The sequence below is a fragment of the Streptomyces sp. NPDC058758 genome, assembly GCF_042746075.1.
Classification (GTDB): Bacteria; Actinomycetota; Actinomycetes; order Streptomycetales; family Streptomycetaceae; genus Streptomyces.
In genome coordinates this window covers 49,647-74,428 of sequence record NZ_JBHYPS010000034.1, presented here as the reverse complement: position 1 = coordinate 74,428, position 24,782 = coordinate 49,647, and the positions used below count along the sequence as shown (strand labels likewise).

The following is a 24,782-nucleotide window of genomic DNA, read 5'->3' as shown; positions in this document are numbered from 1 at the left end:
GGATGTGCTTGCTTCGAGCGTACGCCGCCGCTCCAAGATCTGGACAGCCTGTCCGGAATGCGGGACGGGATTCCAGGCTTCGGTCAGGGCCCGGCCGGGCCCTGCCGGCCCCCGGCGGGGGCCGGCAGGCTCCGGCGGGTTCCGTCAGGCTTCGGTCAGGTAGCGCTGGAGCGTGGGGGCGACCTCGGCCACGATCCGCTCCGGGTCCGCCGAGGCCAGCGGCTCCACCTGGATCACGTACCGCAGGATCGCGATCCCGATCATCTGCGAGGCCGCCAGCTCGGCCCGGAACTTCGGGTCCGGCACGGCCAGGCCGGCCGCGATCCGCTCCAGGAGCCGGCGCAGCACGAAGGTCCGCAGCGCCTTCGCCGCCGCCTCGTGGGTCACGGCGGAGCGGATGACGGCGAGCAGCGGGGCGCGGGTCACCGGGTTCTCCCACACCCCGACGAAGAAGCGGGCCAGGCGCTCGCCGACCGCCTCGCGCGGGCCGTCGAGGATGGCCGGAACGACGAGCGCGGGCTCGAAGGAGACCTCGATCGCCGCCGCGAAGACCTCGTCCTTGGTGCCGAAGTAGTGGTGCACGAGGGCCGGGTCGACCCCGGCCGCCTTGGCGATGCCGCGGACCGAGGTCTTGTCGTAGCCGTGCTCCGCGAACCGCGTCCGCGCCGCCTCCAGGATGCGCTCGCGCGCCCCGGGGCCGCTGTCGTCGGCGGCGCCGCGCGCCGGGCGGCCGCGCCGCCGGGGGGTCGCCGCGCTCACGCGCGCGTGCCCCGGGCCGCCGAGGCGAGGTGGAGCCGGGTGAAGGCGAGCGCCTCCGCGAGGTCGGCCTCCCGTTCGGCGGCGGACATCGCGCGCCGGGTGTTGACCTCGATGACGACGTGCCCGTCGAATCCACCGGCGGCCAGGCCCTCCAGGAGCTCGGCGCACGGCTGGGTGCCCCGGCCCGGCACCAGGTGCTCGTCCTTGGCGGAGCCGCGCCCGTCGGCGAGGTGGACGTGGCCGAGCCGGTCGCCCATGCGGTCGATCATCGCGAGGGCGTCCGTGCGGGCGGTCGCCGTGTGCGAGAGGTCGATCGTGAAGTGCCGGTAGTCGTCCTTGGTGACGTCCCACTCGGGGGCGTACGCGAGCATCTCGCGGTCCTTGTACCGCCACGGGTACATGTTCTCGACGGCGAACCGCACGTCGGTCTCGTCGGCCATCCGCCAGATGCCGGTCACGAAGTCGCGCGCGTACTGGCGCTGCCAGCGGAACGGCGGGTGGACGACGACCGTGGACGCGCCGAGCCTCTCGGCGGCCGCCCGGGCACGCCGGAGCTTGGTCCAGGGGTCGGTGGACCAGACCCGCTGGGTGATGAGCAGGCAGGGGGCGTGGACGGCGAGGATCGGCACCTGGTGGTAGTCGGAGAGCCGGCGCAGCGCCTCGACGTCCTGGCTGACCGGGTCGGTCCACACCATGACCTCGACGCCGTCGTACCCGAGGCGCGCGGCGACCTCGAAGGCCGTCGCCGTCGACTCCGGATAGACCGAGGCCGTCGACAGGGCGACCTTCGCATCCGGGACGCGCACCGCTGGTTCTGCCACGACAGACAGGGTACGGGGCTCACCTGGGCGCGGGAGGGTGGTTCCGGTCACCCTCCGCACGCCGCGGGGGCGCCTCCCGCACGCGCGCGTGGAGCCGCCGTACGCCTCCGGGCTCGCCGTACGCACGTCTCCGGCCCCCGCCGTGCGCGGGCCCCGGCCCGGCCCCGCGCACGCCCCGCTCGCGCCCCCGTCCGTAAGGAGGCCCCGGCCTCGCCCCATCCGTACGCGCGCGTGGGGTGCGGCAGACCGGGGAGGACTCGTGCACCGCCCGTACGCGCGGGTGGGGCCGGTCCGGTCAGGTGCCCGCCGGGGCCTCGGGGAGGTGGTCGAGGCGGCGCAGGATCACGCCCTCGCGCAGGGCCCAGGGGCAGATCTCCAGCCGGTCCACGCCGAGCAGGTCCATCGCCCCCTCGGCGACCAGCGCGCCGGCCAGCAGCTGGGCGGCGCGGCCCTCGGAGACGCCCGGCAGGGCGGCGCGCTCGCCGCCGCTCATGGCGCCGAGCCGCGGCACCCACTCCTCCAGGGAGGTGCGGGTCAGGAGCCGCTCCACGTACAGCCCCTCGCTGGAACCGGGGGCGCCGGCGATCCGGGCCAGCTGCTTGAAGGTCTTGGAGGTGGCGACGACGTGGTCCGGCTTCCCGAAGCGGCTGAACTCGCCGACCGTGCGGGCGATCTGGGCGCGCACGTGGCGGCGCAGCGCCTTGACGTCCTCCGTGTCGGGCGGGTCGCCGGGCAGCCAGCCGGCGGTGAGCCGGCCCGCGCCGAGCGGCAGGGAGACGGCCGCGTCGGGGTCCTCGTCGATGCCGTAGGCGACCTCCAGGGAGCCGCCGCCGATGTCGAGGAGGAGGAGCTTGCCGGCGGACCAGCCGAACCAGCGGCGGGCGGCGAGGAAGGTGAGCCGGGCCTCCTCCTCGCCGGTGAGGACCTGGAGGTCGACGCCGGTCTCCTTCTTGACCCGGGCGAGGACGTCGTCGGCGTTGGTGGCCTCGCGGACGGCGGAGGTCGCGAAGGGCAGGACCTCCTCGCACCCCTTGTCCTCGGCCGCCTGGAGCGCGTCCCCGACGGTGGCGATGAGCCGCTCGACGCCCCCGGGCGCGATGGCGCCGCGCGCGTCGAGGAGTTCGGCGAGCCTCAGCTCCGCCTTGTGGGAGTGGGCGGGCAGCGGGCGGGCGCCGGGGTGGGCGTCCACCACGAGCAGGTGCACCGTGTTCGAACCGACGTCGAGGACTCCGAGTCTCATGGCGGAAACGCTACTGCGCCGACCCGCATACGCTTGGTGTTGTGCCAAAGACGAAGAAGGCGAAGCCGGGCGAGGACAGTGCCGCCGGCGGCGACGGTGCCGTGCGGGACGAGGCCGCGCACGACGTGCGGGACGTGAAGTACGCGCGGGACGTGCGGGACGTGAAGCCGCCCGTCAAGGGCGTGCGCAAGCGGCGCAAGGGCGAGGAGCCGGACGAGCAGGGGCTCGACTTCCCGCGCGCGTGGGTGGAGTTCGCGGACCCGGCCGACGAGGAGCAGGTCTTCCGCTGCGACCTGACCTGGCTGACCTCGCGCTGGACCTGTGTCTTCGGCAGCGGCTGCCAGGGCATCCAGGCGGGCCGGGCGGCGGACGGCTGCTGCACGCTGGGCGCGCACTTCTCCGACGAGGACGACGAGAAGCGGGTCGCGGAGCACGTGGCGAGGCTGACGCCGGAGCTGTGGCAGTTCCACGACGTCGGCAGCGAGACGGGCTGGACCCAGGTCGACGAGGACGGCGACCGGCAGACCCGCCGCTGGAAGGGCTCCTGCATCTTCCAGAACCGGCCGGGCTTCGCGGGCGGCGCCGGCTGCTCGCTGCACATCCTGGCCCTGAAGGAGGGCCGGGAGCCGCTGGAGACGAAGCCGGACGTGTGCTGGCAGCTGCCGGTGCGCCGGACGTACGACTGGATCGACCGTCCCGACGACACGCGCGTGCTCCAGGTGTCCATCGGGGAGTACGACCGCCGGGGCTGGGGTCCGGGCGGTCACGACCTGCACTGGTGGTGCACCTCGGCGACCTCGGCGCACGGCGGCGGGGAGCCGGTCTACGTCTCGTACCGGCCCGAGCTGACCGAGATGATGGGCAAGGACGCGTACGACGTGCTGGTCGGGCTCTGCGAGGCGCGGCTGGCCTCGACGCTGCCGATGGTGGCACCGCACCCGGCGGACCCGAAGGCGTAGCTCCTCCTGGGAGGAGGAGGCCGGGAGACCTCGAAGCCCCCGGGGCCCCGGGTGGTCCGGGAGTCTCCGGGTGGTCCGGGAGTCTCCGGGTGGTCCGGAAGTCTCCGGGTGGTCCGGAGGTCTCCGGGTGGCCCCCGGGGTCTCAGGAGGAGGGCGCCGGGGGCGGTTCGTCCGTCGTCGGCGGGGGCGTCGTGGGCTCCGTGGTGCCCGGGTCCGTGGTCGGGGGCGGGTCGGTGGTCGGCGGGTCCGTCGGTTCGGTCGTCGGGGGCGGGGTCGTGGGTTCCGTGGTCGGCGGCGGGGTGGTGGGCGGCTCCGTCGCCGGCGGGGGCGTCGTCGGTGCGGTGGGCTCCGCGGGACCGGTCGGCCACGGTTCGGCCGGCCCGCCGGTGGGCGGCGGCGCGGTCGGCGGGGTCGTCGGCTCCGTGGTGGCCGGCGGGGGCGGGATCACCCGGTCGTCGATCGGGGTGACGGGCCTCCGGCCGCTGATCCTCAGCACCGCCCCCGTGGGGTCCACCCCGATCCGGGCGCTCCAGGGCCCGCGCGGTTCCCCGGCGCGGTCCACGCGGACGGCGACGGTGACGGTCTCGCCCGGGGCCAGGGTGCCGGAGGACCGGGTCACGTACAGCCAGGGCGCGTCCGTCCACAGCGACCAGTCGACCGGGGCGCCGCCCTGCCCGGCGAGGGTGATCAGGGTGACGCCGCCGACGCAGCGCGCGGTGACGCCGATCCAGCCGGGGGCCGGTTCGCCGGGCCGGGCGGGGGCGGCGGGGCCTGCGGACCGGGCGGGCGTGACGACCTCGACGGAGACGTCGGGGGCGTGGCTCCCCTGCGCGGGGTCGGGGGTCGCCCGGGCGCTGCCGGCGTTCTCGTACCGGTCCTGGGGGAGGCCGTCCGCGCCCTGCGCCCCCTCGCTCTCGCCGACGCTGACGCGGGAGCCGTCCCGCCCCGCCTCCGCGCCCGCCGGGACGCCCCGGTACGAGGTCCACAGGGCGAGCACCGGGGCGGCGACGACGGCGGCGACCACGGTGGTGGTGACCGCGCGGGCCCGCATCCGGTCGCGGCGGGCGACGAGGTCCTTCGGGTCGATCGGGAAGCCGGTCGGGGCGAAGCGGGGGGCGCCCGCACGCGCGCGCGGGACGTGCAGCATCGCCATGTAGGCGGCGGCCCGGGGCGCCTCGACGAGCGCCAGGCGGTCCTGGACGGGGCGCGGCCCGCCGCCCGGCCAGGGCGCGGCGGCGCCGACCCGCTCGGCGGCGCGGCGGCAGGCCGGGCAGTCGTCCACGTGCCGGACGAGTTCGGCGCGCAGGGCGGCCGAGAGGATCACCTGCCGGTCCCCGGTGAGCAGCCGGGCGACGGTGGGGCAGCTGCCGGTGGAGACGACGGCGAGCGCGGCCCGGGTGCGCTCGACCTCGCAGCCGGCGGTGGCGAGGAGTTCGCGGGCGGCCTGCGGGTCGAGGGCGAGGACGGCGGCGACCTGGCGCGGGCTCAGACCGTGCCGGACGGCCAGTTCGAGGGCCTCGCGCTGCTCGGGCGTGGTGCCGGCGGCCTCGGGCCAGGCGAGGGTGGCGAGTTCGGCGCGGCGGCGCTCGGCGGTCTCGGCGGAGACCGGGGGCGGCCCGGGCGGGGTGACGGCGGGGCGGCCGGTGTGGGCGCCCTGGCGCCTGCGGCGCTGCTCGCCGAGGCTGCGCAGGCACGCCCAGCGGGCCAGCGCGTACAGCCAGGCGGTGCGGCCCTCGTCGTCGGAGGGGCAGCGGCCGTGGTGGCGTTCGGCGACGGCGAGGACGTCGCCGAGGACGGTGGTGGCCGTGTCGTGGTCGCAGAGGACGGAGAGGCAGTACGTGAAGAGCCCGTCGAGGACGGCCTCGTAGCGGGCGGGGGGCCGCTGGCCGAGCGTGCGCGGTCCCTGCTGCGGGCCGCGGCGCGCCCGGTGGGCGCCCGGGGTGCGGGAGGAGTCCAGCCTGCTGCTCGTCACTGGGCGACCGTAGGCGCGCGCGGGGGCACTCTTCATACCGGATCCGCCGTTCTCAGCCTTACGGGTGAAGCCGTCACTCGAAAGGGGACAGGAACGGGGCGCTCCGCTGCCGTGCCACGGCACCGGCGACGGGCCTTCCCGCCGCGCACGGCCTCTCCGTCCGCCCGGATGCGGCCCTCCGTCCCCGGCGGGCTCGGTCCTCCGTACCGTCCGGCCGTGGCCCCTCCGTCCGGCCGGGCGCAGCCCCCGTACCGCCGACCGTGGCCCCTTCGTCCACAGGCGCGGCCCCTCCGTCCACAGGCGGGGGCGGGCGGGGGTTCGCTGTCGGTGGTGGCGACTACCGTGGGGGCATGGCTGCCCGTACGAAATCCGCCAAGGACCGTCCGTCCTACCGCTGCACCGAATGCGGCTGGCAGACGGCCAAATGGCTCGGCCGCTGCCCCGAGTGCCAGGCGTGGGGGACGGTCGAGGAGTACGGCGCGCCCGCCGTCAGGACCACCGCCGCCGGCCGGGTCTCCACGGCCGCGCTCCCCATCGGCCAGGTCGACGGCCGGCAGGCGACCGCCCGCTCCACCGGCGTCGACGAGCTGGACCGGGTGCTCGGCGGCGGGCTGGTGCCCGGCGCGGTCGTGCTGCTCGCCGGCGAGCCCGGCGTCGGCAAGTCGACGCTGCTCCTGGACGTGGCGGCGAAGGCGGCCAGCGACGCGCACCGCACGCTGTACGTGACGGGCGAGGAGTCCGCGAGCCAGGTCCGGCTCCGCGCCGACCGGATCAACGCGCTCAGCGACCACCTGTACCTGGCGGCGGAGACGGACCTGTCGGCGGTCCTCGGCCATCTGGACGAGGTCAAGCCCTCGCTGCTGATCCTGGACTCGGTGCAGACCGTCGCCTCGCCGGAGATCGACGGCGCCCCCGGCGGCATGGCGCAGGTCCGCGAGGTCGCGGGCGCGCTGATCCGGGCCTCCAAGGAGCGCGGGATGTCCACGCTGCTCGTCGGCCACGTGACGAAGGACGGGGCGATCGCCGGCCCCCGGCTCCTGGAGCACCTGGTGGACGTCGTCCTGCACTTCGAGGGCGACCGGCACGCGCGCCTGCGCCTGGTCCGGGGCGTGAAGAACCGGTACGGGGCGACGGACGAGGTCGGCTGCTTCGAGCTGCACGACGAGGGGATCACCGGGCTCGCCGACCCGTCCGGGCTGTTCCTGACCCGCCGGGACGTGGCCGTGCCGGGCACCTGCCTCACGGTGACCCTGGAGGGCCGCCGGCCGCTGGTCGCCGAGGTGCAGGCGCTGACCGTGGACTCCCAGATCCCGTCCCCGCGCCGGACCACCTCCGGCCTGGAGACCTCCCGGGTCTCGATGATGCTGGCGGTGCTGGAGCAGCGCGGCCGGATCAGCGCGCTGGGCAAGCGGGACATCTACAGCGCCACCGTGGGCGGGGTGAAGCTCTCCGAGCCCGCCGCCGACCTGGCCATCGCGCTCGCCCTGGCGTCCGCCGCGAGCGACACCCCGCTGCCGAAGAACCTGGTCGCGATCGGCGAGGTCGGCCTCGCGGGCGAGGTGCGGCGGGTCACCGGCGTGCAGCGCCGGCTCGCCGAGGCGCACCGCCTGGGCTTCACCCACGCGCTGGTCCCCGGGGACCCGGGGAAGGTGCCGCCGGGCATGAAGGTGACGGAGGTCGCGGACATGGGCGACGCCCTGCGCGTCCTGCCCTCCGGCCGCCGCCCGTCCCGGCGCCAGGAGGAGCCGGGGGGCTGACGGAGGGGCGGCCGGGCACTCCGGTGGAGGTCCGGAGGGGTAGGGGCACGGTCCGGCGGGTAGGGCGGATCGCGACCGGGCCGCCCCGGCGGGGGCCCGTCCGGAGCACCCCGGACCGGCGTGCGGCCCAGGGCCGCGGGGTGGTGTCGCTAGACTTTGCCCTGGTCTCGCCCATCCGTACGAGCCGGAGGAGTGCAGTGGCAGCCAAGGACGGGGCAGCAGCTCCTGGAAAGTCCGGCGCGGGCTCCGGCAACGAAGCGCTGATGCGCGCGGCGCTGAGCGCGGTCGCGCCCGGCACCGCGCTGCGCGACGGCCTGGAGCGGATCCTCCGCGGCAACACCGGTGGCCTGATCGTGCTCGGCATGGACAAGACGGTCGACTCGATGTGCACCGGCGGCTTCGTGATCGACGTCGAGTTCGCCGCGACCCGCCTGCGCGAGCTGTGCAAGCTCGACGGGGCGATCGTCCTCGACAAGGACATCTCCAAGATCCACCGGGCCGGTGTGCAGCTGGTCCCGGACGCCTCCATCCCCACCGAGGAGACCGGCACCCGCCACCGCACCGCGGACCGGGTCTCCAAGCAGTGCAACTTCCCCGTCGTCTCCGTCTCCCAGTCGATGCGCCTGATCGCGCTGTACGTGAACGGCGAGCGGCGGGTCCTGGAGGAGTCGGCCGCCATCCTGTCCCGGGCCAACCAGGCGCTCGCGACCCTGGAGCGGTACAAGCTCCGCCTCGACGAGGTGGCCGGCACGCTCTCCGCGCTGGAGATCGAGGACCTGGTGACCGTCCGCGACGTCACCGCGGTCGCGCAGCGCCTGGAGATGGTCCGCCGGATCGCCACCGAGATCGCTGAGTACGTGGTCGAGCTCGGCACCGACGGCCGGCTGCTCTCGCTCCAGCTCGACGAGCTGATCGCGGGCGTGGAGCCGGAGCGCGAGCTGGTGGTCCGGGACTACGTGCCGGAGCCGACGGCGAAGCGTTCCCGCACGGTCGCGGAGGCGCTGACGGAGCTGGACGCGCTCACCCACACCGAGCTGCTCGAACTGCCCGTCGTCGCGCGGGCCCTGGGCTACAGCGGCTCCCCCGAGACCCTCGACTCGGCGGTCTCGCCCCGCGGCTACCGGCTCCTCGCCAAGGTGCCGCGTCTCCCCGGCGCGATCATCGAGCGCCTGGTCGAGCACTTCGGCGGGCTGCAGAAGCTGCTCGCGGCGAGCGTGGACGACCTCCAGACCGTGGACGGCGTCGGCGAGGCGCGGGCGCGCAGCGTCCGCGAGGGCCTGTCGCGGCTGGCGGAGTCGTCGATCCTGGAGCGGTACGTCTGACGGTCGGGGCGGCCCGGCCGGGCCCGGCGGCCCCCACCGCCCCGGGCCGTCCCCGGCGCGCCGGTCCCCCGGGCGTCAGTCCTTGGCGAGGCTGAACGGCGTCGCGACCGTCTTGCCGCCCGCCACGGTGGCCTCGGCCAGGTAGTTGCCCGGCCCGGCCTCGCCCGCGGGGGCGGTGGCGCACTGCGGGGCGCTGCGCCGGAGGTCCCATTCCACGGTGTGGGTGATCGTGGTGCCGGCGGGGACCTTCAGGAGGACCGGGTCGGCGGGGCTCGGGCAGTCGTCGGAGGACCACAGCCGGTCGCTCTGCGGGTTGCTGATCTTCAGCACGGCGGCGCGCGGACCGAGGTCGGCCTTGCAGTCGGCGCCCGAGGTGTTCTTGAGGACCAGCTGGAAGCGGGGCCGCTCGCCGGGCTCGTAGGTGAGCTTGACGCTGCGGAGCGTCAACTCCAGGGAGTTCGCGGGGCAGTTCGGGAGCGGGGAGCCGGCCGGGACGCGCTGCCCCGCGCCGGTGCCGGCCCCGCCGTCGCCGCCCGCGCCGTCGGTGTCGCCGTTCTTGCCCGCCGTACCGGATCCGGCCGGGCCGGCGCCGTCCGCGGAACCCGCGCCCGCGTCCGTACCGGACGAGCCGTCGGCGGAACCCGAACCCGGGCCGCCGCCCGATCCGCTGCCCGATCCGTCCTCCGCGCCGGAATCCCCCGCGTCGCCGGATTCGCCCGACTCGTCGCGTCCGCCCGGCTGTTGGCTGATGGCCGGTCCGGTCCCGCCGGGGCCGGGGGTAATGGAAGGCGCGGGGGAGGAGCCGTTGGCGGCGTCGTTCGCCTTCTTCCCGCCGCCGTCACCGGAAGTGACGGCCCACAGCGTGAGCAGGGCGAGAAGTGCGATCAGACACAGCGCGACCGCCCTCCGTCGCCAGTAGATGGTGGAGGGAAGCGGCCCGACCGGATTGCGCAAAGATCCCACGCCCCGAACCTTACGAGAGATCCCGCCCAACTCCCGCCCCACCCGCCGCTCCAGAGCCCAAGTTTTGCCGATGATCACATCCTCGGGGAGCGGGAACTCTCCTCGCGGCGGCCGGAAATCGCCCCTCTTTTGTGCGCTTCCCCTTCGACCCCCACTTTCGTCAGGGGTCGGATCCTTCCTTGGCCCGGGGCGCAGCACTCCGGATTCCGGTTAGCGTCATGCACCATGGACAACCTCCTCGACCTCTCCGACCGCCTCTACCTCGACGTCCTCGACTTCGCGCACTCCACACCGCACTGGTTCCAGTTGCTCGCCGAAGTCTGGACGGAGCTCGGACTGCTGCTCTTCGGCGCGCTGTTCCTGGCCGGGTGGTGGCGCTCGCGGACCGGATCGAGCCAGGCGATGACGCTCGCGCTGCTCGCCCCGCTCGCCACCGCCTTCGGTTACGTGGTGAGCGAGGGCCTGAAGTCGCTGATCGACGAGGAACGCCCGTGCCGGGCCGTCGCCGGGGCCCCCGCCGCGCTCGTCGACTGCCCCGCCTACGGCGACTGGTCCTTCCCCAGCAACCACTCCGCCATCGCCGGGGCCGCCGCCGTCGCGCTCGCCCTCTCCTGGCGCGGGATCGTCTGGCTGACCGTGCCGATGGCGATCCTCATGGCCTTCTCCCGCGTCTTCGTCGGCGTCCACTACCCGCACGACGTGACGGCGGGCCTGCTCCTCGGCGGCCTGGTCGCCTTCCTCGTCATGCGCGCCGCCCGCCGGCCGGTGACCTCGCTGGTGGAGACGGCCCGGTCCAGCCGGAGCGCGGCGGTCGTCTGGTGCGCGGGGCGGGGGCCCGCGACCCCGGCCCACGCCTCCGCGCGCCCCGAGCGCCGCTCGCGGGCCCGCCACGGCGCGTACTGATCACTCCCCGGACGTGCCAGGATCGGGGGTGCCATGACTTCCATCGATGCCCCCGCCTCCCTGTCCTCCTCCCTCGGTACGGCTCGGCCGGGACCGGGCCCGTCCCCGGCCCCCGTCGACCCGGCCGAGCTGCACCGGCCGGTCCTCGCCTGGTTCGACCGGAACGCCCGCGACCTGCCCTGGCGCCGCCCCGAGGCCGGCGCCTGGGGCGTCATGGTCAGCGAGTTCATGCTCCAGCAGACGCCCGTCGTCCGGGTGCTCCCCGTGTACGAGCAGTGGCTGGCGCGCTGGCCGCGCCCGGCCGACCTGGCCGCCGAGCCGCCCGGCGAGGCCGTCCGCGCCTGGGGCCGGCTCGGCTACCCGCGCCGGGCCCTGCGGCTGCACGCGGCGGCCGTGGCGATAAGGGACCGGCACAACGGTGACGTGCCGAGCGACCACGGGCAGCTCCTCGCCCTGCCCGGCATCGGCGAGTACACCGCCGCCGCCGTGGCCTCCTTCGCCTACGGACAGCGGCACGCGGTCCTCGACACCAACGTGCGCCGGGTCCTCGCCCGCGCGGCGACCGGCGTCCAGTACCCGCCGAACGCCACCACCGCCGCCGAGCGGCGCCTCGCCCGCGCCCTGCTCCCCGACGACGAGGGCACCGCGGCCCGCTGGGCCGCCGCCTCCATGGAGCTGGGCGCCCTGGTCTGCACGGCGAAGAACGAGGACTGCGGGCGCTGCCCCCTCGCCGACCGCTGCGCCTGGCTGGGCGCCGGCAAGCCCGCCCACGACGGGCCGCCGCGCCGCGGCCAGACCTACGCCGGCACCGACCGCCAGGTCCGCGGCCGGCTCCTCGCGGTGCTCCGCGACTCCCCCGGGCCGGTCCCCCAGTCCGCGCTCGACGCCGTCTGGGACGAGCCGGTCCAGCGCGGCCGGGCCCTGGACGGCCTGGTCTCGGACGGTCTGGTGGAGCCCCTGGACGGCGGACGGTACCGGCTGCCGCTGACCTGAGCCGCCCGGGCCGCCCGCACCCGCGCCCCGGCCGCTGTTACACAACCGATGGGCAGCCGTGCGTCCACCGACGGCTGCCCCGCACAGCCCCGTGACAACCGCTCCGTAGCGTCGTCGTCGACACGGAGAACAAGCAGGTCACGGGGATTGTGGAGGCAGCCGGGATGAGCCAGGGCGAGGTGCTCGACTTCGAGGAGTACGTCCGCACGCGGCAGGACGCGCTGCTGCGCAGCGCCCGCCGGCTCGTCCCGGACCCGGTCGACGCGCAGGATCTGCTGCAGACGGCGCTGGTCCGTACGTACGGCCGCTGGGACGGCATCGCGGACAAGTCGCTGGCCGACGCCTACCTGCGCCGCGTCATGATCAACACGCGGACGGAGTGGTGGCGGGCGCGCCGTCTGGAGGAGGTGCCCACCGAGCAGCTTCCGGACGCGAGCGTGGAGGACCCCACCGAGCAGCACGCCGACCGCGCCCTGCTGATGGACGTCCTGAAGGTGCTGGCGCCCAAGCAGCGCAGCGTCGTGGTGCTGCGGCACTGGGAGCAGATGAGCACGGAGGAGACGGCGGCGGCGCTGGGCATGTCGACGGGTACGGTGAAGTCGACGCTCCACCGCGCGCTCGCCCGGCTCCGCCAGGAGCTGGAGAACCGCGATCTGGACGCCCTCGCCCTGGGGCGGCCCGGGGAGCGGACCGGAGGACAGCGGTCGGCTGCGGCGGCCGTGCGAGGTGACGAGGGAGGGCGCGAGCGGTGCGCGGCCTAGACGACGACGTCGACGACGGCAGAGCCGGCGGCGGCTCCGGCGACGCGTCCGGCGGTGTCGGAGGCGGGGGCCGGGCCCGTGGCGGGACGGCCCGGGCGGTCGGCCCCAAGGCGGCGGGTGTCACGGCGATGGCCGGACTCGCCGCCCTCGGCCTGTTCGCGGCCGCGTGCTCCACCGGTGGCACGGGTTCCCGCGACGAGGGCGCGGCGCGCGCCGACGCGACGGCGGCCGCCGCCCCCACCCCGTCCGCCACGGCCGCCGGCCGGGGCTACGCGAAGGAGCCCGCGCGGGTGGACCCGGTCGCGCTCCTCAAGGGCGACCCGAAGATCGGCGCCCGGATGAAGGACGACCTCAAGCCCTGCGTGGCCGACGCGTACCCGGTGGACACCTCGTACGGCAACCTCACCGGCGGCACCGCGCCGGACGTGGTCGTCAACGTGATGACCTGCGGCGACGCGGTCGGCATCGGCACGTACGTGTACCGCAAGCAGTCCGGGGGGAGCGCCTCCCCCGGCACCGCCACGGCGGACGGCTACGAGAACGTCTTCATGGCCGAGGACGCGGCGGTCTACGGCACGATCGACCGAGGCGACCTGATCGTGACGAAGCAGGTGTACGCGGAGGGCGACCCGGTCGCCTACCCGTCGGGCGAGGACGTCCTCACGTACCGCTGGTCGGGGAACAGGTTCACCCAGCACGACTGGGTGCACAACGACTTCAGCCGCGCCGTCGGCGAGGGCGACGGCACCGCCGGAGTGCCGGAGCCGGCTCCGAGCGCGTCCGCCACCGGCTGAGACCATCGGGCGGGGCCGCCCGGCGGCCTCGGCGGGCGGGGCCGCCGGCCGCGGCCCGCCGCTCCCGCCGGCATCACCCGTCTCCCGTCCCCCGTCCCCCGTCCGCCCCCGCCCCGCCCCGCCCCGCCCCGCCCGAGCCACCCACCACCGAAGGACCGCACGATGGCCGAGACCCATGTCCTGTTCGTCGAGGACGACGACGTCATCCGTGAGGCCACCCAGCTCGCCCTGGAGCGGGACGGCTTCCGCGTCACCGCGATGCCCGACGGGCTCTCCGGCCTCGACGCCTTCCGCGCGCACCGGCCGGACATCGCGCTGCTCGACGTGATGCTGCCGGGCATGGACGGGGTCAGCCTCTGCCGCCGCATCCGCGACGAGTCGACCGTCCCGGTGATCATGCTGTCGGCCCGCGCCGACTCCATCGACGTCGTCCTCGGCCTGGAGGCGGGGGCAGACGACTACGTGACCAAGCCCTTCGACGGCTCCGTCCTCATGGCCCGCATCCGGGCCGTGCTGCGCCGCTTCGGCCACGCGGCCGGCAACGGCGCGGGTGCGGAGGACGAGGAGCGGGCCGGGGACGGCGGGCCGCTCGTCTTCGGCGACGGCGACCTGGTGGTCGACACCGAGGGCATGGAGGTGCGCCGGGGCGGCGAGCCGGTGGCGCTGACGCCGACCGAGATGCGGCTGCTCCTGGAGTTCTCGTCCGCGCCGAACACCGTGCTCTCCCGCGACAAGCTCCTGGAGCGGGTCTGGGACTACGGCTGGGGCGGCGACACCCGTGTCGTCGACGTGCACGTGCAGCGGCTGCGGGCCAAGATCGGCCAGGACCGGATCGAGACGGTCCGCGGCTTCGGCTACAAGCTCAGGGGCTGATCGGTGAGAGCGCTCCCGCTCCGCACCGGCGTCCGCTGGAAGATCGCCCTGGCCATCGCGGCGGTCGGCGCGCTGATCGCGGTCACGCTCAGCGTGGTCGTGCACAACGCCGCGCGCATCTCGATGCTCGACAACGCGCGCGAGGTCCAGATGGAGCGGCTGCTCTTCGCCCAGCGCCTGTACGAGACCTCCAAGCCGAAGGAGCCGCGCTTCGGCGCCAAGATCAACGACCCGGCGCTGCCCGACCAGCTCGACCAGCTGATGCGCGACCAGCGGCGGGGCACGTACGTGCAGGAGCACCGGCACGGCGGCCCGCCGGACGTGTGGGCGGCGGTGCCGCTGGCCAACGGCGACGTGCTCTCGCTGCACATCCCCTTCGCCGACCGCAGCGCCACGATCATGAAGGACCTCGACCGGGCGCTGGTCATCGGCTCGGTCTCGGTGGTCTTCGGCGGCTGCGCGCTCGGCATCCTCGTCGGCGGGCAGCTGTCCCGGCGGCTGCGGAAGGCCGCGGCGGCGGCCGGCCGGGTCGCCCAGGGCAACGGCGACGTCCGGGTGCGGGACGCCGTCGGCGGAGTCGTACGGGACGAGACCGACGACCTGGCGTGGGCGATCGACTCGCTCACCGACGCGCTGAACGAGCGGATCGAGGCCGAGCGGCGGGTCACCGCCGACATCGCCCACGAGCTGCGGACCCCGGTGACCGGGCTGCTCACGGCGGCCGAGCTGCTGCCGCCGGGCCGTCCGACCGAGCTGGTGCGGGACCGGGCGCAGGCGATGCGGACGCTGGTCGAGGACGTGCTGGAGGTGGCCCGGCTGGACGGGGCCTCGGAGCGGGCGGAGCTCCAGGAGATCGCGCTCGGCGAGTTCGTGGAGCGGCGGGTGCGCTCGGTGTTCCCGGAGGCGGAGGTCCGGGTGGTGCACGAGTCCTGGGTGTCGACCGACCCGCGCCGGCTGGAGCGGATCCTCGGCAACCTGCTGGCCAACGCGGCGAAGCACGGCAAGGGCCCGGTGGAGGTCACCGTCGAGGGCCGGGTGGTCCGGGTGCGGGACCACGGGCCCGGCTTCCCGGAGGCGCTGCTGCGCGAGGGCCCGAGCCGCTTCCGTACGGGCACGAGCGACCGCGCCGGCCAGGGCCACGGGCTGGGCCTGACGATCGCGGCCGGCCAGGCGCGGGTCCTGGGGGCCCGGCTGACCTTCCGGAACGTGGCCTCGGAGGCCGCGCCGGAGGGGGTCGGCGGGGCGGTCGCGGTGCTGTGGCTGCCGGACCACGCGCCGACGAACACGGGGAGCTTCCCGATCCTGCGGCTGCCGGAGTAGTCCCGGGGGCACGCGCGTGGGGCCCGGTTCCGGGGAACCGGGCCCCACGCGCGCGTGTGCCGCTTCTGGACGGTCTCGTTCTGGGCGGTCTCGTTCTAGACGGTCTCGGCGACCTTCGCCGTGTCCTCGTCCGCCGGCTTCTCCGCCGCCGCGGGGCCGGCGCCGCGCAGCGCCACCTCCTTGACGAAGAAGGCGAGGACGAAGCCGAGGACCGCGACCGCCGAGCCGACGAGGAAGGCGGAGTGGGTGCCGGCGGCGACCGCGTGCTGGTAGGCCTCGCGCAGCGCCTCCGGCAGCTTGGCCAGGCTCGCGGCGTCGAGCTGGGCGGTCCGCTCGGTGAGGGCGGAGCCGCCGCGGGCGGCCATCTCGTCCTGGACCCGGCTCGTGAAGAGGGCGCCCATGATGGCGACGCCGAAGGAGGAGCCGAGGGTACGGAAGAGGGTCGTGGAGCTGGAGGCCACGCCCATGTCCTTCATCTCGACGCTGTTCTGCGCGACGAGCATGGTGATCTGCATCAGGAAGCCCATGCCGGCGCCGAGCAGCGCCATGTACACGCCGGAGACCAGACGGCTCGTGCCGGTGTCCATCGTGGAGAGCAGGAACAGGCCGGCGATCATCAGGGCGCCGCCCGCGATGGGGAAGACCTTGTACTTGCCGGTGCTGGTGGTGAAGCGGCCCACGACCAGCGAGACGACCATCATCGACAGCAGCATCGGCAGGAGCAGCAGGCCGGAGTTGGTGGCCGAGGCGCCCTGGACGGACTGCTGGAAGATCGGCAGGTAGAGCACCGCGCCGAACATGACGAAGCCGGTGATGAAGCCGATCAGCGACATCAGGGTGAAGTTGCGGCTGCGGAAGATGTGCAGCGGCATGATCGGGTCGCTCGCGCGGGTCTCCACGTACAGGAAGGCGGCGAGGGCGATCAGGCCGCCGACGGTGAGGCCGACGATGGTGGCCGAGCCCCAGGCGTACTCCGTGCCGCCCCAGGTGGTGACCAGGACGATCGCGGTGATGCCGACGGTCAGCAGCGCGGCGCCGAGGAAGTCGATCCGGGTGCCGGCCGCCCGCGTCTTCTTCGGCAGGTGCAGGACGGTGGTGACCATGGCGAGCGCGACGGCGCCCAGCGGCAGGTTGATGTAGAAGGACCAGCGCCAGCCCCAGTGGTCGGTGATGGTGCCGCCGACCAGCGGGCCGCCGATCATGGCCAGGGCCATCACGCCGGCCATCATGCCCTGGTACTTGCCCCGCTCCCGGGGCGGGATCAGGTCGCCGATGATCGCCATGACGCCGACCATGAGGCCGCCGGCGCCGAGGCCCTGGACCGTGCGGAAGCCGATGAGCTGGCCCATGTCCTGGGCCATGCCGCTGAGGGCCGAGCCGATCAGGAAGATCACGATCGAGGTGAGGAAGACGCCCTTGCGGCCGTACATGTCGCCGAGCTTGCCCCAGATGGGGGTGGAGGCGGCGGTGGCCAGGGTGTAGGCGGTGACGACCCAGGAGAGGTGCTCCAGGCCGCCGAGCTCGCCGACGATGGTCGGCATCGCGGTGCCGATGATCATGTTGTCCAGCATCGCGAGGAGCATCGCGATCATGAGGGCGAGCAGGACGACGCGCACGCTGCGCGGCGCCTTCTCCCCCTCCTCCGTCCGCTTCGATGGCGCGGTGTCCGTCATGGCCGTCCCCTTACTTGCCGCCCGGCTAGTTACTACACTGGGGGACGGTAGGCGCGTCACTTGCCGGTCGTCAAGTAAGTTTTGTGGAAAGTGGGAGTGAACAGCCATGGTCCGAGGCAACACCCGCCAGCGCATCCAGGACGTGGCTCTCGAACTCTTCGCCGAGCAGGGGTACGAGAAGACCTCGCTGCGGGAGATCGCGGAACGCCTCGACGTCACCAAGGCGGCGCTCTACTACCACTTCAAGACCAAGGAAGACATCATCATCGGGATCTTCGAGGATCTGACCCGCCCGATGGACGAGCTCCTCGACTGGGCCTCCGAGCAGCCGCGCACCCTGGAGACCAAGCAGGAGATCCTGCGCCGCTACCAGCTCTGCCTGCTCGCCGCGGCTCCGCTCTTCCGCTTCATGCACGAGAACCAGGCGACCGTGCGCGAACTCAGCATCGGCCTCACCTTCAAGGAGCGGCTGCTCGCGCTCTACGAGTACGTCCAGGAGCCCGAGGCCCCGATGAAGGACCGGGTCCGCGCCATGAGCTCGATCTTCACCCTGCACGCGGGCACGTTCTTCATGCAGAACGCCGACGAGGGCGACTCCGAGGAGAAGCGGGAAGCCGTCCTCGAGGTCGCCCTCGATCTGATCGAGCAGGCCCACCGGGCCTGACGCGGGGGTCGGCGTCAGATGGAGACGCCGTGGGTCCGCAGGAACGCGGCCGGGTTGATGGCCGAGCCGTAGTTCGGGGTCGTGCGGATCTCGAAGTGCAGGTGCGGGCCGGAGGAGTTGCCGGTGTTGCCCGAGAGGGCGATCTTCTGGCCGGCGGCGACCTTCTGGCCGATGTGGACCTTGATCTTCGACAGGTGGGCGTACTGCGAGTACGTGCCGTTGGCGTGCTTCACGACGATGGCGTTGCCGTAGGCGGGGCCGTCGCCACCGCCGTTCGGGCCGGCCTTCACGACGGTGCCGGCGCCGGCGGCCTTGACCGTGGTGCCGACCGGGACGGCGAAGTCCTGGCCGGAGTGCTTGTGGGCCCACATGGCGCCGCCCTGGTTGAAGCTGGCGCTGAGGGCGTACGAGGTGACCGGCTTGACCCAGCCCTTGGCCTTCTTGGCGGCGACGGGCTTGGCGGCGGCCTTCTTGGCCGCGGCCTTCACCTGGGCGGCCTTGGCGGCCTTGGCCTTCGCGGCCTTGACCTGGGCGACCTTCGCCTGAGCGACCTTGGCCTGGGCCTCGGCCTGCGCCGCGACGGCGGCGGCCGCGGTGCCGGCGACCGGTGCGGCCTTGCTCTCGGCGGCGAAGGCGGACCCGGCTCCGGCCACCAGCGTCGCTCCCAGACCCGCGGTGGCGAGGACGGCGGCGGCGGTGCGGACGGCGGGGTTCATGACGCGCTTCGACATACGGGGGAAGACCTCCGGACAGAACGGGACCCGACGCGATCGGTGCGTTGCGCCGGGCTGGCCGTTCCTTGGTAACCCGCCACCCAGGTCATCCCAAAACACCCCATCTACGACACGAGGTCGTAGCGATCTCCCCAGGAATACGACCCTTGACACCCCTGGGGCACCTTCGCGAAATCGGACATAACAACCCAAGATTCCAGGTTTAGCCGCATGTCGCCGGTGCCGGGAAAGGCCCGAAAGGCGGCGCGACGCCCGATTCGAGCGCCTCGGGACCCAGGTCCTGGTAGTTGACACCTGAACGTCCCGGTTTGCCCCTCGTCCGCCCTACGATCCCGCCTAGTACCCCTCGAAACCCCTGTGCCGCTTGTCACCGCGCGGGCCCTGCCATTGGGACCTGGGTCACGCAACCGGAGCCTCCCGGAGACCCTCCCGCACTACGCTGACGGCATCCGGGGACCTACGGGGGGACACACATGGAACCGGCACTCATCGGCACCCGGCTCGCGTCGGCCGCGATCGGCCCGCTGCTGAGGAAACTGCTGGCCGGCGACGGCTCAGGGGCGGGACTCACCGGCGCGGACCGCCCCGTCCGGCTCGCCTCCCTCCTCTCCTTCCGCGGCGAGAAGCGCACCCTCACCGAGAAGGACGTCAGGAAACTGGCCGCGACCCTGGTGGCCCGCACCTGCGAGGGCCCCGGCGAGGCGCCGTTCCCCGCCGACGAGACCGAGGCCGTCACCGACGCGCTCGCCGCGAACCTGCTGGCCCTCGGCGACCTCGACATGGACGACGTCCAGGCCGTCCACCTCGGCCACGAGGCCCTCGCCCGGCGGCTGCGCGCCGCCGCGCCCGCCCCCGACGGCCTCACCGCGGACGCCGTCCTCTACCTGGAGACGGCCACCGCCTGGGCCTGCCGCCACATCCTGGAGTTCTTCACCCGCCGCCCCTCCTTCGTCGCCCGCACCCTGGTCGAACAGACCCGCGGCCAGGCGGCGCTCGCCGCGAAGCTCGACGCGGTGGCCACCGCGAACCCCGGCCCCCTCGCCGAGGACGCGGCCTTCGAGCGGCGCTACCTGGCGCACCTCGCCAAGAAGCACGGCCACCTCACGATCCACGGCATCGACCTGCGGGACGCGGCGGAGGAGTGGCCGCTCGACGTGGCCTACCTCTCCCTGGAGGCGACCGGCGGGGCCCCCGACCGCGGGCCCGACCCCGCCGTCCACAGCCGCCAGGAGTACGCCTCCCTCCGCGCCGACCTCGCCCTCGCGGCCCACGACCGGGTCCTCCTCAGGGGCCTCGCCGGCTCCGGCAAGACGACCCTCGTCCAGTGGCTGACGGTCTCCGCGTGCGGCACGCCCCCGGCAGACGGCATGGACCACCTCCACGGCCGCGTCCCCTTCGTCCTCCCGCTGCGCACCCTCACCCGCCACGGCGAGCGGCTCCCCTACGCGGAACGGTTCCTCTCCGCCGCCGACTGTCCGCTGACCCCGCCCGACGGCTGGGCCGACCGGGTCCTCGCCGCCGGCCGGGGCCTCGTCCTCGTCGACGGCATCGACGAGATCCCCCAGGCCGAGCGCGGCCGGGCCCGCGACTGGCTGCGCGGGCTGCTCGCCGCGTACGGGACCGGCAACCGCTGGCTCGTCACCTCCCGCCCCACCGCCGTACGCGACGACTGGCTGGCCCCCGACGGCTTCACCGAACTGACCCTCTCCCCCATGTCCCCCGCCGAGGTCGCCACCTTCGTCCGCCGCTGGCACCGCGCGGCCGGCCCGGCCGCCGCCCCGTACGCACAGCAGCTCCTCGACTCCCTGCGCACCACGGAACACGTGGCCCGGCTCGCGACGAACCCCCTCATGTGCGGCCTGATCTGCGCCCTCCACCACGACCGCCGCGGCTACCTCCCCCGGGGCCGCAAGCCCCTCTACGACGCGGCCCTCGCCCTGCTCCTCGCCCGCCGCGACCGCGAACGCGGCATGGGCGCGCCCTACGGCGTCGACCTGGACGAGGCCCCCCAGATCCAGCTGGTCCAGCGCCTCGCGTACTGGCTGACGCTCAACGACCGCCTCGTCATGGACCGCGCCCACGCGCAGGCCCTGGTCACGGAGGCCCTCCCGGCGATGGGCCTCACGGACCACGCCCCGGACCGGGTCTTCACCCACCTCCTCCACCGCAGCGGCCTGCTGCGCGAGCCCAGCGCCGACACCGTCGACTTCGTCCACCGCACCTTCCAGGACCACCTGGCCGCGAAGGCCCTGGTCGACCACTGGGACATCGGCGTCCTCGTCCGGCACGCGACGGACGACAGCTGGGAGGACGTCATCCGCATGGCGGTGGGCCACGCGAGACCCCGCGAGGCGGCGGAGATCCTGCGCGAGCTGCTGGGCGCGGCGGACGCGGCCGCCTCCCGCCGCACGCGCCTGCGTCTGGTCCTGCTGGCGGCCACGGCTCTCGGGCACGCGACGGAGGTATCCCCCGAGGTGCGGGAGGAGATCCTGCGGCGCACGGAGAAGATCGTCCCGCCCCGCACACCGGACGAGGCCCGGGAGCTGGCAGCGGTCGGCCGCATGGTCCTCGACCTGCTGCCCGGCCCGGAGGAAGTGGACGACGTGACGGCGGAGATGGTGGTGATCGCCGGAACCCACGTCCCGGGCGACGCGGCGATCTCCTTCCTGGCGCGCTTCGCCGGCCACCCGTCCCTGGACGTCCGGGCCCAGCTCGTCTGGGGCTGGAAGCGCTTCGAGACCCGCCCGTACGCGGAGGAGGTCATCGCCCGGCTGGATCCGGCGGACCTGAGGTACCTCGTCTTCGACGACGAGCAGGCGGACGAGCTGCTCCGGCTCGGGATCGCTCCGCGTCGCCTGGAGATCGGCGAGGACGTGGGGGACGACCGCCTGGCGGAACTGCTGGACGGCGGCGACCTCACGACGCTGGTCGTCACCCGGGGCGCCGGGCACTCCTTCCCCGCCGCCCTGAGCCGGCAGGGGAGCCTCGCAGCGCTCTCCCTGCTCCTGCCCGACGGCCTGCCGTGGAAGCTGTCCGACCTGCCCCCGGCGCCGCTGCGCGAGCTGTACTTCAGCTCCCTGCCCGCCGACGGCCTCGACGGCCTCGGCCGCTATCCGGACCTGCGCCACCTGTCGGTGTGGCGGCCGGCCCCCCGGTGCGAGGAGTACTGGCAGGCGCTGACGGCCCTGCCCCGCCTGGAGTCGCTGGTGGTGGAGCCGGACACCCTCGCCACCTGCCCGGACGGGCTCGTCCTGCCCTCGGTGACGACCCTCCACCTCAGCGCGGTCCCCGCCGGGTCCCCCCTGGGCCGGATCTTCCCCGGTCTGCGGAAGGTCGTCGCCCTCCACGTGCCGCTGTCGGGTGCCGAGCACCTTCCGCGGGGCGTCGAGGTCGCGGAACGCTGAGAAGGGGCGGCCCCGGAACCGTCAGGTTCCGGGGCCGCCCCTTCGTACCGCTACACGCTCGGCGCGTGCGTCACGCGTCCTTGGAGAGGTTCGGGCCCGTGTCGCCCGCCGTGACCGGCGGGGCGTCCGGGAGGGCCGCCTTCTCCTCGCCGCGGAAGGTGAACTTCTGCTCGTCACCCTCGCCCTCGGTGTCCACGACCACGATGTGGCCGGGGCGCAGCTCGCCGAAGAGGATCTTCTCGGAGAGCGAGTCCTCGACCTCGCGCTGGATCGTCCGGCGCAGCGGCCGGGCGCCCATGACCGGGTCGTAGCCCTTCTTGGCGAGCAGCTCCTTCGCGGACTGGGAGAGCTCGATGCCCATGTCCCGGTCCTTGAGGCGCTCGTCCACGCGGCCGATCATCAGGTCGACGATCTGGAGGATGTCGTCCTGGGTCAGCTGCGGGAAGACGATGATGTCGTCGACGCGGTTGAGGAACTCGGGGCGGAAGTGCTGCTTCAGCTCCTCGCTGACCTTCGACTTCATCCGCTCGTAGTTGGACTTCGTGTCGCCCTGGGCCGCGAAGCCCAGGTTGAAGCCCTTCGAGATGTCCCTGGTCCCGAGGTTGGTCGTCATGATGATGACCGTGTTCTTGAAGTCCACGACCCGGCCCTGGGAGTCGGTCAGGCGACCGTCCTCCAGGATCTGGAGCAGGGAATTGAAGATATCGGGGTGGGCCTTCTCGACCTCGTCGAAGAGGACGACGGAGAACGGCTTGCGGCGCACCTTCTCGGTGAGCTGGCCGCCCTCTTCGTAGCCGACGTATCCGGGCGGCGAACCGAAGAGGCGGGAAACCGTGTGCTTCTCGCTGAACTCCGACATGTCGAGGGAGATCATCGCGTCCTCGTCGCCGAAGAGGAATTCGGCGAGGGCCTTCGAGAGCTCGGTCTTACCGACACCGGACGGACCGGCGAAGATGAACGAGCCACCGGGCCGCTTGGGGTCCTTCAGACCGGCACGCGTGCGGCGGATCGCCCGCGAGAGGCCGATGACGGCGTCCTTCTGGCCGATGACGCGCTTGTGGAGCTCGTCCTCCATGCGGAGCAGACGCGAGGACTCCTCCTCGGTCAGCTTGAAGACCGGGATGCCGGTGGCGGTCGCGAGGACCTCGGCGATCAGCTCGCCGTCGACCTCGGCGACGACGTCCATGTCGCCGGCCTTCCACTCCTTCTCCCGCTTGGCCTTGGCGGCGAGGAGCTGCTTCTCCTTGTCGCGCAGGGACGCGGCCTTCTCGAAGTCCTGCGAGTCGATCGCGGACTCCTTGTCGCGGCGGACGCCGGCGATCTTCTCGTCGAACTCGCGGAGGTCCGGCGGCGCGGTCATCCGGCGGATGCGCATCCGGGAGCCGGCCTCGTCGATCAGGTCGATTGCCTTGTCCGGGAGGAAGCGGTCCGAGATGTACCGGTCGGCCAGCGTCGCGGCCTGGACGAGGGCCTCGTCGGTGATGGAGACGCGGTGGTGCGCCTCGTACCGGTCGCGCAGGCCCTTGAGGATCTCGATGGTGTGCGGCAGCGACGGCTCGGCGACCTGGATGGGCTGGAAGCGGCGCTCCAGCGCGGCGTCCTTCTCCAGGTACTTGCGGTACTCGTCGAGGGTGGTGGCACCGATGGTCTGGAGCTCACCGCGGGCCAGCATCGGCTTGAGGATGCTGGCGGCGTCGATCGCGCCCTCGGCGGCGCCCGCACCCACGAGGGTGTGGAGCTCGTCGATGAACAGGATGATGTCGCCGCGGGTGCGGATCTCCTTGAGGACCTTCTTCAGGCGCTCCTCGAAGTCACCGCGGTAGCGGGAGCCGGCGACCAGCGCGCCGAGGTCCAGGGTGTAGAGGTGCTTGTCCTTGAGGGTCTCGGGCACCTCGCCCTTGACGATGGCCTGCGCCAGGCCCTCGACGACGGCGGTCTTGCCGACGCCGGGCTCGCCGATGAGGACCGGGTTGTTCTTGGTGCGGCGGGACAGCACCTGCATGACCCGCTCGATCTCCTTCTCGCGCCCGATGACCGGGTCGAGCTTGGACTCGCGGGCCGCCTGGGTGAGGTTGCGGCCGAACTGGTCGAGGACCAGGGACGTCGAGGGGGTGCCCTCGGCAGGGCCGCCGGCGGTGGCGGCTTCCTTGCCCTGGTAACCGGAGAGCAGCTGGATGACCTGCTGCCGCACCCGGTTGAGATCGGCGCCCAGCTTCACGAGGACCTGGGCGGCGACGCCCTCGCCCTCGCGGATCAGGCCGAGCAGGATGTGCTCGGTGCCGATGTAGTTGTGGCCGAGCTGGAGGGCCTCGCGGAGCGACAGCTCCAGGACCTTCTTGGCACGAGGGGTGAAGGGGATGTGACCGGACGGGGCCTGCTGGCCCTGGCCGATGATCTCCTCCACCTGCTGGCGGACCGCCTCGAGCGAAATCCCGAGGCTCTCCAGGGCCTTAGCGGCGACACCCTCACCCTCGTGGATAAGGCCCAGAAGGATGTGCTCGGTGCCGATGTAGTTGTGGTTGAGCATCCGGGCTTCTTCCTGAGCCAGGACGACAACCCGCCGCGCGCGGTCGGTGAACCTCTCGAACATCGTTAATCGCTCCTCAGAGCGGTCAGTCAGTTAGGGGTCGATCCCCTCCCTGTCCTTCCGCAGCTTAGTCCCGCAAGCGGGGACCGCTCATTCCAACTGCCGACATCCGTCCGGATCACCCCCATGTCCGTGGGGTGCTCCGCTGCCGAACAGCCGACAAATGCTCCAACTCGATGGTGCGAGACGATGTTCCCGCAGGCCAAGTAGTTACCCCCGCCTTGAGTACGCCGATGGCGAACGTGAGACGGACCGGCCGGGCGGGTCACCCCTCTCCACTAGG

General features: G+C 73.7%; 19 protein-coding genes. 11 read left to right on the top strand and 8 right to left on the bottom strand.

Annotated features, from left to right (window positions below; genetic code table 11):
- Positions 1-144 precede the first annotated feature (144 nt).
- The 3 genes from ACFW6A_RS30425 to ACFW6A_RS30415 form a co-directional block, all read right to left on the bottom strand.
- Positions 145-759, bottom strand: coding sequence for a TetR family transcriptional regulator (locus ACFW6A_RS30425; RefSeq protein ID WP_351851609.1), 615 nt, complete (start codon positions 757-759; stop codon positions 145-147).
- Positions 756-1,580 carry a sugar phosphate isomerase/epimerase gene (locus ACFW6A_RS30420; protein WP_351851612.1) on the bottom strand — a complete coding sequence of 275 codons (825 nt, stop codon included), beginning with the start codon at positions 1,578-1,580 and terminating at the stop codon, positions 756-758. Before ACFW6A_RS30420 ends, ACFW6A_RS30425 begins: the two co-directional genes overlap by 4 nt.
- Before the next feature lie 295 nt (positions 1,581-1,875).
- Positions 1,876-2,820: a Ppx/GppA phosphatase family protein gene (locus ACFW6A_RS30415; RefSeq protein ID WP_351851615.1), complete on the bottom strand. Its 945-nt coding sequence runs from the start codon at positions 2,818-2,820 to the stop codon at positions 1,876-1,878.
- A 152-nt stretch (positions 2,821-2,972) separates the two neighbouring features.
- Here ACFW6A_RS30415 and ACFW6A_RS30410 point away from each other — a divergent pair, with 152 nt between their 5' ends.
- The gene (locus tag ACFW6A_RS30410; protein WP_386479816.1) at positions 2,973-3,779 is read left to right on the top strand and encodes a hypothetical protein; all 807 of its coding nucleotides are present in this window, start codon (positions 2,973-2,975) and stop codon (positions 3,777-3,779) included.
- Between the two features lie 142 nt (positions 3,780-3,921).
- Here ACFW6A_RS30410 and ACFW6A_RS30405 read toward each other — a convergent pair whose 3' ends face one another.
- Entirely contained in the window at positions 3,922-5,751 is a 1,830-nt protein-coding gene (locus tag ACFW6A_RS30405; protein ID WP_351851618.1) for a hypothetical protein, read from the bottom strand.
- A gap of 350 nt (positions 5,752-6,101) precedes the next feature.
- Between ACFW6A_RS30405 and radA the strand changes: the two genes are divergently transcribed.
- On the top strand, positions 6,102-7,508 hold the full coding sequence (gene radA / locus ACFW6A_RS30400) for a DNA repair protein RadA (RefSeq protein ID WP_351851620.1): 1,407 nt from the start codon (positions 6,102-6,104) through the stop codon (positions 7,506-7,508).
- 197 nt (positions 7,509-7,705) lie between these two features.
- Positions 7,706-8,830 (top strand): DNA integrity scanning diadenylate cyclase DisA, encoded by a 1,125-nt coding sequence (gene disA, locus ACFW6A_RS30395; protein ID WP_200429347.1) that lies wholly within the window; start codon positions 7,706-7,708, stop codon positions 8,828-8,830.
- A 75-nt stretch (positions 8,831-8,905) separates the two neighbouring features.
- Here disA and ACFW6A_RS30390 read toward each other — a convergent pair whose 3' ends face one another.
- The gene (locus ACFW6A_RS30390) at positions 8,906-9,793 is read right to left on the bottom strand and encodes a hypothetical protein (protein WP_351851623.1); all 888 of its coding nucleotides are present in this window, start codon (positions 9,791-9,793) and stop codon (positions 8,906-8,908) included.
- A 225-nt stretch (positions 9,794-10,018) separates the two neighbouring features.
- On the opposite strand from ACFW6A_RS30390, the gene ACFW6A_RS30385 reads away from it, so the two are divergent.
- The 6 genes from ACFW6A_RS30385 (at position 10,019) to cseC (ending at position 15,437) form a co-directional block, all read left to right on the top strand.
- Positions 10,019-10,696: a phosphatase PAP2 family protein gene (locus tag ACFW6A_RS30385; RefSeq protein ID WP_351851625.1), complete on the top strand. Its 678-nt coding sequence runs from the start codon at positions 10,019-10,021 to the stop codon at positions 10,694-10,696.
- Between the two features lie 33 nt (positions 10,697-10,729).
- On the top strand, positions 10,730-11,689 hold the full coding sequence (locus ACFW6A_RS30380; RefSeq protein WP_351851627.1) for an A/G-specific adenine glycosylase: 960 nt from the start codon (positions 10,730-10,732) through the stop codon (positions 11,687-11,689).
- Between the two features lie 164 nt (positions 11,690-11,853).
- A complete protein-coding gene (locus tag ACFW6A_RS30375) occupies positions 11,854-12,450 on the top strand; it encodes a SigE family RNA polymerase sigma factor (protein ID WP_351851630.1) in 597 nt (198 codons plus the stop codon).
- A complete protein-coding gene (locus ACFW6A_RS30370) occupies positions 12,438-13,244 on the top strand; it encodes a hypothetical protein (RefSeq protein ID WP_351851632.1) in 807 nt (268 codons plus the stop codon). The genes ACFW6A_RS30375 and ACFW6A_RS30370 overlap by 13 nt, the downstream gene beginning before the upstream one ends.
- Positions 13,245-13,406: 162 nt before the next feature.
- Positions 13,407-14,117: a two-component system response regulator CseB gene (cseB, locus tag ACFW6A_RS30365; RefSeq protein WP_351851634.1), complete on the top strand. Its 711-nt coding sequence runs from the start codon at positions 13,407-13,409 to the stop codon at positions 14,115-14,117.
- A gap of 3 nt (positions 14,118-14,120) precedes the next feature.
- Positions 14,121-15,437, top strand: coding sequence for a two-component system sensor histidine kinase CseC (gene cseC / locus ACFW6A_RS30360; RefSeq protein ID WP_351851636.1), 1,317 nt, complete (start codon positions 14,121-14,123; stop codon positions 15,435-15,437).
- A 95-nt stretch (positions 15,438-15,532) separates the two neighbouring features.
- On the opposite strand, the gene ACFW6A_RS30355 is transcribed toward cseC, so the two are convergent.
- Positions 15,533-17,110: an MDR family MFS transporter gene (locus ACFW6A_RS30355; protein ID WP_351851639.1), complete on the bottom strand. Its 1,578-nt coding sequence runs from the start codon at positions 17,108-17,110 to the stop codon at positions 15,533-15,535.
- Positions 17,111-17,216: 106 nt separating this feature from the next.
- On the opposite strand from ACFW6A_RS30355, the gene ACFW6A_RS30350 reads away from it, so the two are divergent.
- Positions 17,217-17,774 (top strand): helix-turn-helix domain-containing protein, encoded by a 558-nt coding sequence (locus ACFW6A_RS30350; RefSeq protein ID WP_351851642.1) that lies wholly within the window; start codon positions 17,217-17,219, stop codon positions 17,772-17,774.
- Positions 17,775-17,788: 14 nt separating this feature from the next.
- Here the strand turns inward: ACFW6A_RS30350 and ACFW6A_RS30345 are convergent, their stop codons facing one another.
- Positions 17,789-18,505, bottom strand: a complete 717-nt coding sequence (locus ACFW6A_RS30345; RefSeq protein WP_351851644.1) for a M23 family metallopeptidase — start codon at positions 18,503-18,505, stop codon at positions 17,789-17,791.
- A 476-nt stretch (positions 18,506-18,981) separates the two neighbouring features.
- Here ACFW6A_RS30345 and ACFW6A_RS30340 point away from each other — a divergent pair, with 476 nt between their 5' ends.
- Positions 18,982-21,912, top strand: coding sequence for an NACHT domain-containing protein (locus ACFW6A_RS30340; protein WP_386644370.1), 2,931 nt, complete (start codon positions 18,982-18,984; stop codon positions 21,910-21,912).
- Positions 21,913-21,982: 70 nt separating this feature from the next.
- Here ACFW6A_RS30340 and ACFW6A_RS30335 read toward each other — a convergent pair whose 3' ends face one another.
- Positions 21,983-24,502, bottom strand: coding sequence for an ATP-dependent Clp protease ATP-binding subunit (locus ACFW6A_RS30335; RefSeq protein ID WP_351851650.1), 2,520 nt, complete (start codon positions 24,500-24,502; stop codon positions 21,983-21,985).
- Positions 24,503-24,782 lie beyond the last annotated feature (280 nt).